Below are 18,346 nucleotides of genomic sequence, written 5' to 3'. Positions count from 1 at the left end.
GATAAATGATGCTGGACGTGATTAAAAAGGCGGCGGTGGCCGCTGTAGATGCCAAGTCTCCCGTTCAGGTAATGTACGGAAGCGTGACAAACACTCAGCCTCTGGAGATCACCGTTGAACAACGGCTGGCATTGGCTGAGCCTTTTCTGGTACTGCCGGAATCCGTAGTGAACAAAACTTGGACCGTGGGTGACCATGTTTTGTTGTTACGTGTTCAAGGTGGAGACAGCTTTGTTGTGCTGGATCGGCTGGTGAATCCATGATTCCACAGGGTGCGCAGATTAGCGCAGAAGATCAGGAAGAAGCTACTGTGCTTCCGAGTCTAACTTATGTATTTCAAGCTTCGGGACAACGAATTGGAAGATTGCAACTGGATGGAAAAGATGCGGTAAAACAGGCGGTGTATAAAGCGTTGTCCACACGCCGCTACGAGCATCTAATCTATTCCTCGGATTATGGTATGGAATGGTCCTGGGAAGGAATGGCCGGGAGATCCATGGTTGAATCGGAACTGGAACGCTGGATTCGCGAAGCGTTGCTTCCAGATGATCGCATTTCGGATGTAACCGAGTTCGATTTTGTCCACGAGGCTGACGGGGTACGAGTTTCGTTTACCGTGGAAACGGATTTTGGAAGCTTCAGGGAGGAGACGGAGGTGAACATGGATGTATGAAGAGCAGACGTTTGAAGTTATTTTAAACCGAATGCTGGATAGGGTACCAGATGGTGTGGATAAACGTGAAGGCAGCATTATCTATGATGCACTTGCGCCAGCGGCAGTGGAAATGGCTCAGATGTATATCGAGCTGGATGTGAACGCCAATCTGAAGTTTGCAGATACAGCCTCTGGAGAGTACTTGGATCGCGCGGTGGCTTGGTCTGGTATTAGTCGGAAAGCGGCCACGAAGGCACGTTGGGTTGGGAGTTTTCGGGATAACGAAGGTAAGCCTGTTGAAGTTCCTTTGGAGAGTCGTTTTTCTACGGGGGATCGGGTGTACGTTATTGTGGAGCGCATCGCGGCAGGACGATATGTGTTGGAGTGTGAAGTCGCGGGAGCGGAAGGTAATGAATATACGGGGGCGCTGCTGCCCATCGATTATATTGCTGGCCTGACGACAGCTGAATTGACACAGTTGCTGGTTCCTGGCGAAGACGAGGAAACGGATCAGGCCTTATATGATCGCTATCAGGACAAAGTTTCCCGTCCGGTCACGAGTGCGAACAAATATCAGTATGAGTTATGGGCACGGGAAAACTCCGGTGTGGGCAAAGCAAAGGCTTTTCCACTGTGGGCCGGGCCGGGTACAGTCAAAGTGGCATTGTTGAATAATGAAATGCAAACACCTGCTGAGGCGGTCATTGAGGCGGTGCAGGAATATATCGATCCAACTCAGGATGGAATGGGTGAAGGTGCTGCTCCAATCGGACCCGTGGTCACAGTAGTGGGAGCGCAAGAGATACCTATTGATGTTGAGGTGCAGGTCACGCTTGCTTCTGGTTCAACGTACGAGGGAGTGAAGACACTGATTGAAACGGGAGTTACGGCGTATCTGAAAGAACTGGCTTTTGCGGATCCGTTGGTTCGTTGGACACGTATTGCCAATGTCATTCTGGATATCCCGCCCGTGATCGATTATAGCGATCTGCTGGTGAATGGTGGTATGTCCAATCTGGAGATCGCTCCCGGCGCAGTAGCTGTTCTTGGGACGGTGAAGGTGACATGAGTAAAACAGAGGTGTTAATGACTCTTTTGCCCCCATTGTATGAAAATGTGCTTGAGATGCAGCTTCTCACGGAGACCGAAGGTGTAGAGCTGGACAAGCTTACGGTGGGTTTGGAAAGTGTGCTGGATCAATTCTACCCAGAGTCTGCGACCTGGGCACTGGAACGTTATGAGCGAGATTTGCAGATTCCGACGAATCAAGCCAAGCCAGATGACCAGCGGAGATCCGTAATCATTTCCAAAATGCGCGGTAGCGGCAAAGTCGCTGGCTCCATGCTCAAGAACGTGGCGCAGGCCTACGAAAGTGGCGGAATTGATGTATCCGTTTTGCCCGAGGAATACTTGATCCGAATTCGCTTCATCGACACATGGGGCTTGCCACCCAATCTGGATGATCTGAAGGCAGCGATTGAGGATATCAAACCGGCACATATGACCGTGGACTACCGTCTGCGGTATTTGACGATTGCGGAAGTTGAAAGCATGACGCTGGAGGAGATCGAACAGACAGGGCAGGATAAATTTGCAGGAGGTGGAGCATAGATGAATGAACCAAAAACACCAAACTTGGGATTGAATAAGATTGACCGTTCCACGCCATCGACGACCTATTTTGATCTGGATAAATATTTGGATCAGAACTGGGAGAAGGTTGATGAGGGTGTAGCGACTAAGCAAGATTTAGAGGAACTTCGTGAAGCGATAGAGGAGATAGATGTTCCTGATGCGTCTTTGACGCAGAAAGGGAAGGTTCAGTTGTCTAGTAAGACGGATGGCACGTCCGAGACGGTGGCGGCAACGGAGAAGGCGGTTAGGGATGCGAGGATTGCTACAAATTATGCAATTGATGTTCATGCCGACTCAATAGTTAATAGTTCGGAAACGCATGGCTTGCGAATCAAAGCTGGAAAGATGGAATATTATAATGGAATCATATGGACTCCAGTGGCTGCAGGTCCAACGACATCTACTGAAAACTTGACATATTATGTTAATTCTAGTACAGGATATGATGGTAATACAGGCTTATCTCCTGCCCAGGCTTTCAAAACTATAGCTAAGGCTATTTCAATCCTACCTGAAGTTATAAACCACAGAGTTTATGTAAGAGTGAATAAAGGAAACTATCCGGAGCAGATTATAATATCTGGAAAGTCAGGTATAGGTAGAATTTATTTGAACGCTTCCAACGAAGTGACAATAGGCAGCTGCTATTTAAATAATTGCTCAGTCGAAGTCGAGATATACGGATTTGATGTAATCAACACTCGAGGCACTTCTTTTCAAATTGAACTATGTAAATATGTACGGTTGAGCAATTGTAAATTTGAACAGGCAACTAGTGATACTGGTATTGGTGTTTTCATACGCAGTGCTTCTAATGTAGCCCTTATTGAAAATAAAATTAGCAACAAATATTATGCGCTATATGTGGATTTAATTAGCCATGTGTATGCTGAGAAAAACACAGGTAGTAATAACTATCTAGCTTTGTATGTCGTTGGTGGATCCGTAGTATCAAAATCAGATTCACAGCTACAAGGTTCGGAACTTACTTTTGGTGGTGGGGTAATTCGATGAAGTTTTTAAGTAGTTCAATTTCAGTTTCAATATTGGTTTCGAATTGTGACAGAGAGGAAAAACATAATTATGTATTAGGAAGTAGAAACCTTTTTTAGGGATTATTTATAAGTTAATTTTTGTATTGTAAAGTTGATAGATTATATTATACTTAACTTTTATTTTGAACAGGGAAGTACTGTTTGGGTTGTTTAATTGGAAACTTTGCTTGTTACGTTTGAGAGAAGAAGAATACTAAAGAAACTTAAAGATTAATTGAGGTGAAACCATGGAACGATGGGATACCCTATGGAAATGGGGAATTGCACTCATGAGCAGCTCGGTAACCTACTTCTTCGGAGGCTGGACAGGCGTGCTCGGTGTATTACTCGTATTCGTCATCCTCGACTACCTAACTGGTATCGCGGCGGCGGGTATGAGTGGGAAATTAGAAAGTAACGTAGGCATGTTCGGCATCGCACGAAAGGTATTTATATTTGCAATGGTATCGGTGGCTCATTTGGTGGACGGTGTTCTGGGAGACGGACATTTGTTCAGGGATGCGGTCGCCTTTTTTTATATCGCAAATGAGTTATTGTCCATTATCGAAAACGGGGGCAAGTTGGGCGCTCCGATTCCGCCTGTGATTAGACAGGCAATTGAAGTGCTCAAGGGCAAAGGGGGAACCGGGGAACTCCCCGGTAACTTCTCACCGAGGGACAAAGACTCTTTTTCACAGGTAGATCCGGACGACATCGATTCACGGACTGGAGATAGTAAGAAGTAATGCGACTATAGCAAGCTAGCACTTGAAAATACACATAACTCAACCCATCAGGGACACGCACACAAGCAACCCCTTATCCAACCGCATTAACTATAGGAGCATTTTGCATCAATCCAGAGAGTGACATCCAATCAGCAATGTATAGATCAGAATGCTCTAATCTGTCTATACTTGTACCCGGGAACGCTTGAATCGAATGATGTAAAATGCTGATACAAACGGCAATTTGCCGCATAAAGGGTGTGAGAAACATGCAAACGAGAAGTTCGGGCAACACACAGGGCATTGACGTCTCCCGATACCAGGGCAATATTGACTGGGCAAAGGTGAAGGCAAGTGGCATGACATTTGTATTCATCAAGGCAACTGAGGGACAGACATATACCGATCCAAATTATCAGAAAAATGTAACAGGCGCACTGGCGGCGGGTATGCTGGTCGGAACGTATCACTTCTTCCGCGCGACCTCTACCGATGGTGCCAAGGCAGAAGCGGCGCATTATGCCAATACACTTAACAAAGTTGGAGGGGCCAAAGCGTTACAACTTCCACCCGTCATGGACTACGAGAATAATCCCGGCAACCTGGGCAAAGCGCAGATGAATACGGTTGCCAAAGCTTTTTTAACTGAATTACAACGTCAGACAGGTGTAAAACCGATCATATACACGGGCAATTCATTTGCCGGTAATTTTGACACATCACTCAGCTCATATGATCTGTGGATCGCACGTTACAGCAACACCCGTGTACCGGACGACCAGCCGGCATGGAAGCGTTGGACGTTCTGGCAGTATACGGATTCAGGCAAGGTGAATGGCATTAGTGGCAACGTGGATATGAATGAATTCGAGGGAACAGCGGCACAGCTCAGAGCAAGATACGCAGCAGCCACTCCGAAACCACCGGAGCCATCCAATCCAACGAATCCAAGTCATCCGAATCCACCAACCGAACCACCGAAAGGGGGCGAACCGATGACAGCTGAAGAGAAAGCAGCGTTTGATGCGCTCAAATCCCAGGTCGACAAACTGCAGGCGCGTCAGCAAATGGAAGTTCCAGTATGGGCAAAGGCAGCTGTGGATGCAGCACTAGCATATGACACTAAAAATCCATTGTTCAGCATCGATAATGGGGCGAGTTATGATTTTTACCGTTTTATTACCGTGATGCATCGCAGAGGTTTGTTTAAAAAGTGAGCTGATTCTTAGCAAATTAGAATGTTGATTTTATATAAATGTGGATGGAGTGGAGAAGGAACACGAGACGCTTTTTGTCGAACCGTGTTCCTTTTTTGTGTTTTGTGTAAGTGATATTAACGCATATAATAAAGTTGAAGACTTATGTCTGTAAATCTCTTGTCTAATTGATTAATGTGATGTAAAGTAAGTTACACGAAATTGTTTTTCACCACAGTTTATTTACACAATCCTCCTCATCATGACAAAACCATAACATATGAAGTTATTGTAATGTCTCCCTGTTGTACAATCCAACATCTCAAGATGACTCGTTCATACATTTTACACATCCAATCTGCAAGAGAAAGCCACCGATTTAACAACTTACAGGATTCATCAAACAACCTAGCCTATGTTGAGTTTCTTTCATCCGTATTGCTAACGAACGATAACGATACCTAATCCGGTCTCCACACTCCATGCTCAACACGACACGCTCAAGGAACAGACTTTATTGCGTAGCCAGCAGCGTAGTATCCATATGCCCATCAGTATTTTTAATCTACCAACTTAAACCTGCTCTTATCAGTTCATACCCACTCACTGTTGCTTATTGACCTTAGTTCAAATAAAACGCAACAATTTCATTCAATTTCATAGATTCATCTCACAAGATACATTGTTGAACGGTTTCTTTTTCTATAAAAGTAATCAAACAACGTCCTCAATCCTGTGCACGATGATCTGATATTTACCTGTACTCCATACGTATCCCATGCTGTTTTTACATTTCATCCATGCCGTACTTTTCCCAGAACATTAATTCAGGTATCGCAGGCATCTAAAGCCTTTTATATGATACATAGCACCAAACCAATTGCCAACATTAGAGATCTTTCATGCCAGCATCACACACATTATGAGACAGGGAAGGGTGTTGTACGTATGCGAATGAGAAAAAAATGGATGTCCGGTGTTCTAACCATGGCCTTGAGTACCGTATTGGTGTTGTCCGGTTGTTCCAGTAACGAGAGTGGAGAGTCTACTCCTGCTCCGGCGGAAGGAACCGACCCTCCAACCGAAACGGTAGCACAGGATACGATGATTATGGGCCGTGGTGGGGATTCCGTAGCACTCGACCCGGCGATTGTAACAGATGGGGAGTCGCTGAAGATTGGGCATCAGGTGTTTGATTCGTTGCTGGACTACAAGGAAGGCGGAACAGAGGTCATTCCTGGGCTAGCGGAGAGCTGGGAGATTTCGGCAGATGGACTCAAGTATGTCTTTAAGCTGAAGTCCGGTGTGAAATTCCATGATGGAACTGACTTCAACGCAGAGGCTGTTGTGTTCAACTTCAACCGCTGGGGTGATCCGGCGAGTGAATATAAATTCGAGGGCGATTCCTTCGATTATTACGACTCCATGTTTGGTCCAGAGGACGGACGTGTGATCAAGGAAGTGAAGGCGACGGACGAAACTACGGTGGAGTTCACATTGAACCAGCCACAAGCCCCTTTCCTGCAAAATATTGCGATGACGCCATTTGGCATTGCCAGCCCAACCGCGATTCAGGAGAAAAAAGAAAACTTCAAGAGCGAGCCTGTGGGCACCGGCCCATTTGTATTCAAAGAGTGGAAGCGTAACGACTCCATCACCCTGGAGAAAAACGCGGATTACTGGAAAGAAGGACTGCCAAAGCTGAACAAAGTGATCGTGCGTTCCATTCCGGATAATACCGCTCGCTTCAATGCCCTGCAAAACGGCGAGATTGATGTCATGGAAGACCTGAACCCGGACGATCTGTCCATTCTTGAGGGCAACAGCGAGTTACAGAAGATCGAGCGTCCACCGTTCAACGTGGCGTATATCGGCTTTAACTTTAAGAAGAAACCATTTGATAATGTGAAAGTCAGACAAGCCCTTAATCATGCGGTGAACAAGCAGGCCCTTATTGATGCGTTCTTTGCTGGGCAAGCTGAACCTGCTGTGAACCCGATGCCGCCAACGCTGTGGGGATACAACGATACCATTGAGGATTACCCATATGATCTGGAAAAAGCAAAAGCTTTACTGGCCGAAGCTGGCTTCCCTGACGGATTGCCTGATCCAGTAACCTTCTATGCAATGCCGGTATCCCGCCCGTATATGCCTGATGGCAAAAAGGTGGCCGAGGCGATCCAGGCCGATTTTGAGAAAATCGGAGTGACCGTCACCATCGAATCACCGGAGTGGGCAACGTATCTCGAAGATACAAAGGCCGGGGAGAAGGACGACATTTACATGCTCGGCTGGACAGGTGACAATGGTGACCCAGATAACTTCCTGTATACACTGCTGGATAAAGATGCCATTCCAAGCAACAACCGCAGTTATTATGTAAACGAAGAGTTGCATGTGTTGCTGACGGATGCGCAGAAAGAAACAGATCAGGAGAAACGTGCGGAGCTTTACAAACAAGCGCAGGCAATTATCAAGGAAGACGCACCGTGGATTCCTCTGGTACACACGACGCCAATTCTGGCGGGTAAAGCAAACCTGAAAGGTTTCGTTCCTTCTCCACTGGGCACCGAATCCTATGCCGGTGCTTATTTCGAGTAAGCTGTAAGCTGAACTTATCCATTTCAGGATAACTGCGATCTGAAGATGGCACTACAGTTCGGAGTGATTACGTTTTAATTCTTTCTTACAAAGCGCTGGTTAGACGAAATGCTTGGCAGAACCCACATCCGGACGTAACTATCCAAAGCATGCGTTTCTGCCGGCGCTTTTTATTTTTGCACGATATGTCGAAGGCAGGTGAACAGGATTGAACAGCTATATTGTCAAACGTGTGCTTGTGTTGCTGCCCGTACTGCTGGGCATGACTCTGATTGTCTTTTCCATCATCCACGCCATTCCGGGTGACCCGGCTGAGACCATACTTGGGCAAAAAGCAACCGAACAATCCAAGCAGGCCCTTCGTGACCAGCTCGGTCTGGATAAACCTTGGTTCCAGCAATATTTCGCCTACTTGGGCGATTTGCTCAAAGGTGACCTTGGAACATCCATCCGCACCAAGGTGCCTATTGCCCAGGAAATTGTGCCTTATCTGACAGCAACCCTTGAATTAACGATGGCAAGTATGTTGTTTGCTGTCATTATTGGGGTGAATGCCGGGATTGTCAGTGCATGGAAGCACAACTCCTGGTTTGATTATTGCTGTATGGTCATTGCTTTGGTGGGTGTATCCATGCCGATCTTCTGGCTCGGTCTGATGGAACAATGGTTGTTCGCGAACAAGTTGCAGTGGCTGCCATCCATTGGACGCATGAATGCGCGTGATCCGGTGGAAGCCATTACGGGCTTGTATGTGCTGGATACGATGATTGCTGGACAATGGAATCAGTTGTGGACTGTAACGAAACATTTGATTCTGCCAAGTGTTGCACTGGGAACGATTCCAATGGCTGTTATTGCCCGGATGACCCGTTCCAGCATGCTGGAAGTGATGAGTTCCGATTACATTCGTACAGCAAAGGCGAAGGGACTGGGTCCGTTTTTTGTCGTATATGGACATGCGCTCAAAAATGCGTTTATTCCCGTCCTCACGGTTATCGGCATCCAGACTGGGTCATTGCTCGGAGGTGCGGTGTTGACCGAAACGATCTTTGCCTGGCCGGGCGTGGGACGTTATATATATGAAGCGATTAGTTCGCGGGACTATCCGGTGATCCAGAGTGGCATTCTGATCGTGGCGTTCTTTTTCGTGGTGATCAATCTGATTGTAGATTTGCTCTATGCCGTGTTTGATCCTCGTATTAGTTATAAATAGGGACTCCATAAAGAACCAAGCTGCAGAAGCGAAGCTAAAAGCTTTCTAAAAGAAAGCTACATCGGAAGCATAGGCTGCGCATGTATCACCGGATTTTCACCTTTAAATAGGTGGATCAATATAATCTGGGGATAACAGCGATCAGAAGATGGTACTGCGATTGCAGTGCTTGAGTGTAATAGAACGCGCTGATCTTTTGTTATATTCATATCCAAGAAAGGAGACACCGCATGGCCAAATTATCGACCAATACCGGATCATCCATTGACGCTGCGTCGGCTAGCACATCCGGTCCATGGCGGGAAGCGTGGAGAACGTTTCGGAGAAATCGGCTTGCGCTTGCAGGTCTGATTATTATCGTATTTTTTATCCTGTTGGCCTTCCTTGCGCCATACATCGCACCTTACGATTACAAGGAACAGGTGCTGGTGGATCGGCTTCAGGCCCCTTCGGCAGAGCATTGGTTTGGTACTGATGATCTGGGGCGTGACGTGTTTTCCAGAGTGCTGCATGGGGCGCGTATTTCCTTGTGGGTGGGCTTTTTCTCCGTCATTGGTTCCATTATCGCGGGTACGCTGCTTGGTCTCATTGCCGGATTTTATGGAAGATGGGCGGACATGCTTATCTCGCGTTTATTTGATATCTTGCTCGCCTTTCCGGGGATTTTGCTGGCCATCGCCATTGTGGCGATATTGGGCCCGTCTTTGCAAAATGCACTGCTCGCCATCGCCATCGTGAACATCCCGACCTACGGAAGATTGGTGCGTTCACGGGTACTCAGCTTGAGACAGGAGGAATTCATTACGTCGGCACGGACACTTGGAGCTGGCAATGGGCGAATCTTGTTTCGCCACATCTTGCCCAACAGCCTTACTCCGCTGATTGTGCAGGGTACACTTGGAATTGGGACTGCGATCATCGAAGCTGCTGCACTCGGATTTCTAGGCATGGGTGCACAACCACCCGACCCGGAATGGGGGAAAATGCTGTCGGACTCCCGTCAGTTTATACAAAAAGCACCGTGGACACTGATCTTCCCCGGAGTTTCCATTATGTTGACCGTTCTCGGCTTCAACCTAATGGGCGATGGCCTGCGCGACACCCTTGATCCGAAAATGGCCAAAAAGTAGAATTATCAAACTCAAACCGTAACGCCATCTTTTGCTTCAACTCTAACGAACTCGGGAGACCTTATTTTACGATTTCCAGCCAATTTCCCAGTCTAACGAATCTCAGACGCTCTATTTTGTGAAAAACCTGCCGAAAGTCTCAAAAGTTTGGCTAAAGTCGAGAAATAGCGTGATTGCGATTCATTAGCTTACGAAATCCTCCTAAAAAGGCCAATTAACGTCTCTGAGATTCGTTAGCGCGTGACTGTCATACTGCTCAAGACATTCAAGCAACCACAATACCAAGATACCAACAACCAACATACCAACAACCAACATACCAAAGTACCCATACAACATACATCAGTCTCAACACAGTAAGGCCGAGGATACTCCAAGGTACATTAGACGGGAATGTTTTGATACTAGCCGCTATATCCACAGAGACAATAAAATCTTTCCCCATGCCGGTTCGAACTTTGGTTCGAGGCGGCTTTTGTTTTACCTGCGGGATTACTGTAAAATGATTGGTGATGTGCAAAAGTTGAAGGGTTATTCGATCTTTTAGTTAAAATAACCGCCTACGTATTGACACCCAATTTTCCCATATGTTATATAAAAGGAAGGGTTTAGCACTCCGATCATCAGAGTGCTAACAGATGATGTTTTTACTATAAGCTTACATATGGAATGATTCTGTTTTTGAAAATAGATATTGAACCTGAGTAGAACATGCGAAGCCAAGGTATGCAACAGACTTGAAGCTGCATTCCACGTCTAAGAAATATCACTTCATTGATATTCTCTATCCTAAAAAATCAGTCGCTGATCAAATGCAAAAGTAGTTCAGGGGACGAAATCGATTTGGAGGAAGCAGAGCGTTCGCCTAAAAGCTTTCTGAAAGAAAGCTGCTACGGAAGCATATGCTATCACCGGATTTCTCCCTTTTAAAAAGGGAATCAAAGAAATACGGGGATAACAGCGATCCGAAAAACGATTCGTAACCGGAACGGCTACATTGCAGAACGTCGTGCACTTATTTTTACGATGAGCCAGTTAGAAGTGAATCACAATATCTGTGGACTAGAGCGATCAAAGGTTTTTGAGTCTACTAATGGCCGCAGGATTATCTCAGTTACTTTCTATTTTCAATCAAATCATTCGATATCCCAATTTGAAAGGAGTCCAACCACTCATGGCTAAAAAAGAATTCCAGGCAGAATCCAAACGTTTGCTGGATATGATGATCAACTCCATTTACACCCAAAGAGAAATCTTTTTGAGAGAATTGATCTCCAACTCCAGTGACGCCATTGATAAAATTTATTACAGAGCACTTACGGACGATTCGCTCGTTTTCAACAAAGAGGACTACTTCATCAAGCTTACGATTGACAAAGAAAACCGCACGCTCACACTGACAGATACCGGTATTGGTATGACGCAGGAAGAGCTAGAGAATAATCTGGGGGTTATCGCGAAGAGTGGTTCCCTGGCGTTCAAGAAAGAAAATGAAGCAAAAGACGGCCACAACATCATTGGACAATTCGGGGTTGGTTTCTACTCGGCATTTATGGTGGCGGACAAGCTGACCGTAACAAGTAAAACGCTGGGCAGCGACGAGGCTTGGAAATGGGAGTCCGAAGGCGCGGATGGTTACACAATCACACCAGCAGAGAAAGATTCCGTAGGTACGGAAATCGTCCTGACGATCAAAGAAAATACCGAAGAAGATTCGTATGATGAATTTTTGGAAGAGTACCGCCTGAGATCCATCATCAAGAAGTACTCCGACTTCATTCGCTACCCAATCAAGATGGATGTAACAGGTCAACGTCCGAAAGAGGGCACGGAGAACGAGTTCGAGGAATACCAAGAAGAACAAACCGTGAACAGCATGGTGCCGATCTGGCGTAAAAATAAAAGCGAACTGACCGAAGAAGACTACAATAACTTCTATATGGAAAAACGCTACGGTTTTGACAAACCGCTTAAACACTTGCATATTAGCGCAGATGGCGCTGTGGTATACAATGCAATCCTGTTCATTCCGGAAAATACGCCGTTTGATTATTATACGAAAGAGTATGAAAAAGGCCTTGAGTTATACTCCAACGGTGTATTGATCATGGATAAATGCGGGGATCTGTTGCCGGATTACTTTGGATTTGTCAAAGGTATGGTGGATTCGGAAGACCTGTCTCTGAACATTTCCCGTGAGATGTTGCAACATGACCGTCAGCTTAGCCTGATCGCGAAGAACATTAAGAACAAAATCAAGAGCCAACTGCAAAGCCTATTGAAGGACGAGCGAGAGAACTACGAGAAGTTCTACCAAGCGTTTGGTCGTCAATTGAAATATGGTGTATACAGCGACTATGGTGTGAACAAGGATACTTTGCAGGATCTGCTGTTGTTCACGTCTTCCAAAGAGAGCAAACTCGTGAGCCTGGACGAATACGTCTCCAGAATGCCGGAAGATCAGAAGTACATCTACTATGCATCTGGTGAGTCCATTAGCCGTATTGAGAAGCTGCCACAGATCGAGGGTGTTCTTGAGAAAGGGTACGAAGTATTGTACTTTACTGATGACATCGACGAGTTCGCAATCAAGATGATCACGAACTACAAGGAGAAAGAATTCAAATCCATCTCCAGTGGTGACCTGGGTATCGAAGATAGCGCAGACAAAGAAGAAACGGACGCTCAAGACAACGACAACAAAGAGTTGTTTGAAGCGATGCAAGCTCAATTAGCGGGTAAAGTCAAAGCCGTTAAAGCTTCCAAACGTCTCAGAAGTCACCCGGTATGTTTGTCCACCGAAGGTGAATTGACGATTGAAATGGAGAAAATCCTGAAAGCTATGCCGAACAGCGAAAACGTACAAGCAGACAAAGTGCTCGAAATCAACGTAAATCACGATGTCTTCAAATCGTTGAAAGACGCTTTCGCGCAGGATCAGGAAAAACTGAACCTCTACACTAGCCTGCTGTACCATCAGGCATTGCTAATTGAGGGACTGCCAATTCAAGATCCAGTAGAGTTCACCAACGATATCTGTAAGGTTATGGTGTAATACCGTTACACCCACCATCTCCACCCCGACAGGGCGTTTCAGTCCTGTCGGTTTTTTTGTTTTTTACCCACAACGGGTAGGAGTGGGGGAGGCAGACCATCATTGCAGCGATCGATGAACATCGTAATGAAATTCTTTAGCCTTTCAAAGTTTTGAAGAATTCTCCCTTTATAGAGAATAGGGAATGTAATGACTTTGGGAGTGAATCAAACAGCAAAAGTAGTGAAGGGGACGGAATCGATTCTGAAGAAGCGAAGCGCTCGCCTTTGTCTCCGGGTTTTTCCCTTAATAAAGGGAATTCAGAAAACCTGGAGACAACAGCGATCATAAGAACGATCCGTCACCGGAACGGCCACGCAAACTGTATAAGTCACTTTTTTTGTCATAAGTCACGATAGTGTGAGTTCAATATGAATCATTGTCATTTAGATGCACGGATGATAGTCTGGCAGGGTATAATAAGAGAAGATGACTGTTCATCACAAGTTGATGTAAGAAGAGATGACAATCGCAGACAGGTTTTACTTTTCGAAACCACAGATGTTGTGTATAATCACTCAAAATAGAGACAGTCGGCTAGGAGTGATCCCCATGCAATGGAACGATCTGAGAGAACATAGACAATATCCTGAATTAACCAAATTGGATGGATCTCGTGCAGCGTATGAACGAGACTATTCGAGACTCATTCATTCACCGACCTTCCGTCGGTTACAGGGCAAATCGCAGGTGTTTGGCGCAGGAACGGGTGATTATTATCGTACTCGCTTGACCCATTCACTGGAGGTGGCACAGATTGCACGAGAGGCTGCCCGAAGTTTGATTCGCCGTTTTCCCGAGGTAGACTGGGACCGCGCGGATAACCCCGGCCTTATTATTGATTCAGAAGTGGTGGAGTGCGCTGCAATCGCACATGACTTCGGTCACCCACCGTTTGGACATAAAGGTGAAGAAGTATTGGATGGTATTCTGGATGACCTCATTAACACCGAGGCTAAGAAAATCATGAAAAAAAGCCGCAGCGCCAAAGTTCCCAAGGTCGAGTCCGAAGTCCGTGCCGAGTTAAAACGGAAATACGAGCATTTTGAAGGCAATGCGCACAACTTCCGTCTCATTATGCACTTGGAGAAACGTGAAGATATCGACGGACTGAATCTGTCTGATGCGGTATTACTAGGGATAAACAAGTATCCATACCCTGGGACAGAGAGTAAAAAAGGCATGTATCATCATGAGTGGCAATATATTCGGGAGATCCGTGATCGCTGGAACGTGCCGGCAGGCAAGAAGACGCTGGAAGCACAGCTGATGGACCTTTGCGACGATATTGCGTACTCCTCACATGACCTGGAGGATGGCATCAAAGCAGGAAAAATTGAAGTACATGAGCATTTCCTGCAAGATCCGCATGTGAATCGACTGATTGTGGATAAGATTACAACGCTGGAGGATCTGTTCTGGAACGGATGGACCCGAGAAGCGATTGGGCAAAAGGTAGAAGAGGTCCTCGCTTCGTTCCTGCGCATCTGGAATGAGAAGATGCCGTTCTGCGAGCATGATTACTCGCGTACCCGTCGTGAGGTGAAGGCCTACTGGGTGAGCTTTTTTGTAGGCAGCCTGGGCGTTATTGACGACGGCGACTGGAAGAAGGTAACTTTTGTCCGTGAAGGGGCTGAAGACCTCGATATGCTGCGTACGGTGAGTGTGCTCAAGAGTTTTGCCTGGGTAACCATGATTCGTGACCTGCGTGTGCAGCGGCTACAGAAGCGCAGTGAGTGGATGATTAAGCGATTATGGGATGCATTCCTCGATCCGGAAACGTCCAAATCCATTATTCCATCCGACTGGCTGCAGCGATATGAGAAGGATCAAGCCAAAGCCCAGCCGATCTGGACTTGGGAACACATGGTGATCGATTATATCGCAGGAATGACGGATGCATTTGCCGAGAAAATATATAATGAACTCTACGGTCTGAAGGTGGGTTCGATCTACGATCTGGATTAAAATTAACCGATATAAAGGGAGATGGGACGCGTGGCTAAGCGAATGAGTGAGACGTTCAGTCTGGGCGTACTTGACCTTGTGCCAAGGTTAAACGATGCCACAGCGGAACAGGCACTTCAACAATCGGTGACACTTGCGCAACATGCCGAGGCTTGGGGATACGCCCGATACTGGACGTCAGAGCATCATGATATGGCTGAACTGGCATCGGCCTCTCCCGAAGTACTGTTATCGCACATCGGAGCAAGGACAACAACGATCCAACTTGGCTCTGGTGCGGTCTTGTTGCCGCATTATAGCCCACTCAAGGTTGCGGAGTCGTTCCGCCTGCTGGCTGCGCTCTATCCGGGGCGCATCGAGCTTGGGCTCGGACGTGCTCCTGGCGGTGGACCTCATGCCACGATGGCACTCAGTGGCAATTACTTGCAGCATGTGTCCAAGCTGCCTGAATCACTCGCAGCACTCACAGAACTGCTCGAAGACCGCTACATGTACGAGGATCATCCCGTGACAGCTCGTCCGATTCCCAAGCTTCCGTTATCACTCTGGATGCTGGGAACTAACGTGAAGAGTGCAGAATTTGCGGCACGGTTTGGCATGGGATATGTCTTTGGCCAATTCATGAGTGATGCCGATGGTACAGAGGCTGTAAGGCGATACCGAGAAGGATTTATGCCTAGTGCAACGATGAAGGAGCCTGAGGTTATGGTGGCAGTGAGCGTATTGTGTGCCAAGTCAGAGACGGATGCTTTGGACTGGAGTCGTGACATGGCGGAGAGGCGCAAGCTGGATGGGAAAGAACATTCAACTGAGCCGAATTCAAGTGGTACCGCGGTCTCTAATACAAATGATGAAGCCGTTAGTGATCAAAATGAATCGGTACGGCACTATGCAGGTACGCCTGAGCAGGTATGGGCTCGATTAAAAGAGGTGAGTCGAAGGCTGGATACGGAAAGGTTGCTTCTGATTACGGCAGGACCAGATTATGAGCGCAGGTTGGATTCATATCGATTGCTGGCTGAGCATAAGACGGCAATACTGAACTAGGCTGATCATTTTATGATGTTAGCCGTTGAAATCCGAACAAACCGAAGAGCTGCAGATCGGGACTTTACCGTATGCTGCAGCTCTTCGGTTTGGACTTTGTCAAGATTCAACAATTTTTTACAAAACCAAGCATCTTAATGACAAAATAATGTTATAATACTTTACGTCTATTTTCCTATCGATATAATATAGAGAAGTTCTTTTGACAAGAGGTCAAAAGAAGGGGAAAACAATGACATAAGCACCTGAATTCGGGATGACCGAAGAGGTCAAGGGGGAAATCATATGTTCAGCAGATTCAAGATCAAGAGTATCGGTCTGCGTATCAGCATCGCGTTCTACTTGTTAATCCTCTGTTTAATTATTTTGAGTGTCACGATTGTCACCCGGATGAATTCAATTGAAACCAACACTAATGAAATTACGAACAATTGGATGCCATCAATCCAGCAAATTAACCGGTTAAATTATACCACAGAGCATGTCCTGTCGCTGAGTTATCGTCACTTTGACGCGGATGAAACAGACAAGGCATTTTTGTCAGAAGAGCGTACCAAGTATATTCGTGAAACGACGCAGGCGATTAAAATCTATGATCAGCAGGAGAAGTCTGCGGAAGAGCTCGAACACTGGAATGCGTTCAAGAACAAATGGGAAGCGTATCTCAAGATTAATACGCAATCGATCAAGCTGAGTGATGAGGGTCAGACACAGCTGGCGAAGGAAGTAGCTGATAAAGGTGCTGATTCCTTTGACACCATGCAAGTCGATCTTGATTATCTTGTGGAATACAATCAGGAACAGTCCAATCTTGCGGCGGCCCAAACGATCAGATCGGTACAGGATGGTAGATTAATCATCATTATCGGTGTTCTTGTCATGATTGCCATTACAGCGATCAGCATTCCGATTATTCGTTCACAGGTCGTGAAACCACTGCTACGTGTCATTAGTGCGGTGAAACTGATTGCAGAAGGCCAATTGAATGTTCAGGACATACATACCAAACATGAGGATGAAGTTGGTGTTCTGGCCAAAGCGGTGAATGACATGAAAGGTAACCTGACTTCCATGGTTCTGAGCGTCAGACGAATTGCGGAAGCTGTTAATCTACAAAGTGGGGAACTGGCAATATCCTCAGAAGAGGTTAAGATTGGTAGTCGCCAGATTGCTGTGACCATGGAAGAGTCAGCCAAGGCCGCAGAGAGCCAGGCAGAGACAGCCGTGGAATCAGCTCGTACGGTTGAAGTGTTGAATGATCACATTCAGAGTCATACGGAACAAGGCAGCCAGTTGCGCGTCATGTCGGATCGTGTACTGGAACAAGGGCTGAATGGTCGCAAGGTGATGGAACAGTCGGTGCAGCAGATGCAACAGATTTCCGGCTCGGTCTCGGCTTCCATGGACAAAATGGAACGGTTGAATCGTAAAAATGAAGATATTTCCAAGCTGGTTCAGGTCATTCATGACATTGCACGCCAAACCAATCTGCTGGCATTAAATGCCTCCATTGAGGCAGCGCGTGCGGGAGAGAGTGGACGCGGATTCGCCGTAGTGGCATCAGAAGTGAGGAAGTTATCTGAGGCTGTGCAGACTTCGGTTGAAGAGATCACGGCGATTACCGAGGATATTCAGCAGGAGTCACAAGGGGTGGTTGCGGAATTACGTACGAACGTTCAGGAGACCGAACTGGGTCAGGAACATGTGCTTACTTCAGGTCAACTCTTCCGTACAATTAATGAATCGGTGGAAGGCATGGTTGGTGTCATCGGCACTATGACAGATGGTCTCGCAGGCATGCAGGAAGCAAGCGGAAGAATGAATGATTTCAGTCAGCAGATTTCCGCTGTTTCGGAACAATCGGCAGCTAGTGTGGAAGAAGTTTCTGCATCGGCGGAAGAGCAAGTAAGTTCCATGGAAACGATTAGCGGCAACATTCAAAGTCTGAAAGAATTATCCGAAGATTTGCTTACATCTATTGAAAAATTAAAAATATAATCTTCTTATAATAGAAGAAGCTGGAATCACGCAGGCGGCTAATGGTG

At 46.5% G+C, this 18,346-nt stretch carries 14 protein-coding genes; all 14 read left to right on the top strand.

Features of this window, described 5'->3' with window-relative positions; all coding sequences use genetic code 11:
- Positions 1-5 precede the first annotated feature (5 nt).
- The 14 genes from CXK86_RS17155 to CXK86_RS17090 all read left to right on the top strand — a co-directional run bounded on the left by CXK86_RS17155 (position 6) and on the right by CXK86_RS17090 (position 18,299).
- Positions 6-263, top strand: coding sequence for a DUF2577 family protein (locus tag CXK86_RS17155; protein ID WP_017690156.1), 258 nt, complete (start codon positions 6-8; stop codon positions 261-263).
- Positions 260-673, top strand: coding sequence for a DUF2634 domain-containing protein (locus CXK86_RS17150; RefSeq protein ID WP_076251406.1), 414 nt, complete (start codon positions 260-262; stop codon positions 671-673). The genes CXK86_RS17155 and CXK86_RS17150 overlap by 4 nt, the downstream gene beginning before the upstream one ends.
- Positions 666-1,724 (top strand): baseplate J/gp47 family protein, encoded by a 1,059-nt coding sequence (locus CXK86_RS17145; RefSeq protein ID WP_076251408.1) that lies wholly within the window; start codon positions 666-668, stop codon positions 1,722-1,724. Before CXK86_RS17150 ends, CXK86_RS17145 begins: the two co-directional genes overlap by 8 nt.
- A complete protein-coding gene (locus CXK86_RS17140) occupies positions 1,721-2,266 on the top strand; it encodes a putative phage tail protein (RefSeq protein ID WP_076251410.1) in 546 nt (181 codons plus the stop codon). Before CXK86_RS17145 ends, CXK86_RS17140 begins: the two co-directional genes overlap by 4 nt.
- Positions 2,267-3,304, top strand: coding sequence for a phage tail protein (locus CXK86_RS17135; protein ID WP_076251412.1), 1,038 nt, complete (start codon positions 2,267-2,269; stop codon positions 3,302-3,304).
- Positions 3,305-3,572: 268 nt separating this feature from the next.
- On the top strand, positions 3,573-4,070 hold the full coding sequence (locus CXK86_RS17130) for a phage holin family protein (RefSeq protein WP_076251413.1): 498 nt from the start codon (positions 3,573-3,575) through the stop codon (positions 4,068-4,070).
- Positions 4,071-4,321: 251 nt separating this feature from the next.
- Entirely contained in the window at positions 4,322-5,269 is a 948-nt protein-coding gene (locus tag CXK86_RS17125) for a glycoside hydrolase family 25 protein (protein WP_101314139.1), read from the top strand.
- A 933-nt stretch (positions 5,270-6,202) separates the two neighbouring features.
- Positions 6,203-7,849, top strand: a complete 1,647-nt coding sequence (locus tag CXK86_RS17120) for an ABC transporter substrate-binding protein (protein WP_076251718.1) — start codon at positions 6,203-6,205, stop codon at positions 7,847-7,849.
- 208 nt (positions 7,850-8,057) lie between these two features.
- Positions 8,058-9,062, top strand: coding sequence for an ABC transporter permease (locus CXK86_RS17115; RefSeq protein ID WP_017690144.1), 1,005 nt, complete (start codon positions 8,058-8,060; stop codon positions 9,060-9,062).
- A gap of 230 nt (positions 9,063-9,292) precedes the next feature.
- Positions 9,293-10,192, top strand: a complete 900-nt coding sequence (gene nikC, locus CXK86_RS17110; protein ID WP_076251417.1) for a nickel transporter permease — start codon at positions 9,293-9,295, stop codon at positions 10,190-10,192.
- A 1,174-nt stretch (positions 10,193-11,366) separates the two neighbouring features.
- Positions 11,367-13,247 carry a molecular chaperone HtpG gene (htpG, locus tag CXK86_RS17105; RefSeq protein ID WP_074093900.1) on the top strand — a complete coding sequence of 627 codons (1,881 nt, stop codon included), beginning with the start codon at positions 11,367-11,369 and terminating at the stop codon, positions 13,245-13,247.
- Positions 13,248-13,838: 591 nt separating this feature from the next.
- Positions 13,839-15,254: a deoxyguanosinetriphosphate triphosphohydrolase family protein gene (locus tag CXK86_RS17100; RefSeq protein ID WP_076209597.1), complete on the top strand. Its 1,416-nt coding sequence runs from the start codon at positions 13,839-13,841 to the stop codon at positions 15,252-15,254.
- Positions 15,255-15,275: 21 nt separating this feature from the next.
- On the top strand, positions 15,276-16,301 hold the full coding sequence (locus CXK86_RS17095) for an MsnO8 family LLM class oxidoreductase (RefSeq protein ID WP_370511426.1): 1,026 nt from the start codon (positions 15,276-15,278) through the stop codon (positions 16,299-16,301).
- 285 nt (positions 16,302-16,586) lie between these two features.
- Complete coding sequence (locus CXK86_RS17090; RefSeq protein WP_051449613.1) at positions 16,587-18,299, top strand: methyl-accepting chemotaxis protein; 1,713 nt, start codon at positions 16,587-16,589, stop codon at positions 18,297-18,299.
- The last annotated feature ends 47 nt before the right edge of the window (positions 18,300-18,346 follow it).

It is taken from the genome of Paenibacillus sp. BGI2013 (assembly GCF_002843485.1).
Classification (GTDB): domain Bacteria; phylum Bacillota; class Bacilli; order Paenibacillales; family Paenibacillaceae; genus Paenibacillus; species Paenibacillus amylolyticus.
Note: the sequence above shows the minus strand (reverse complement) of the source record. Positions and strands in the feature narration are given on the sequence as shown.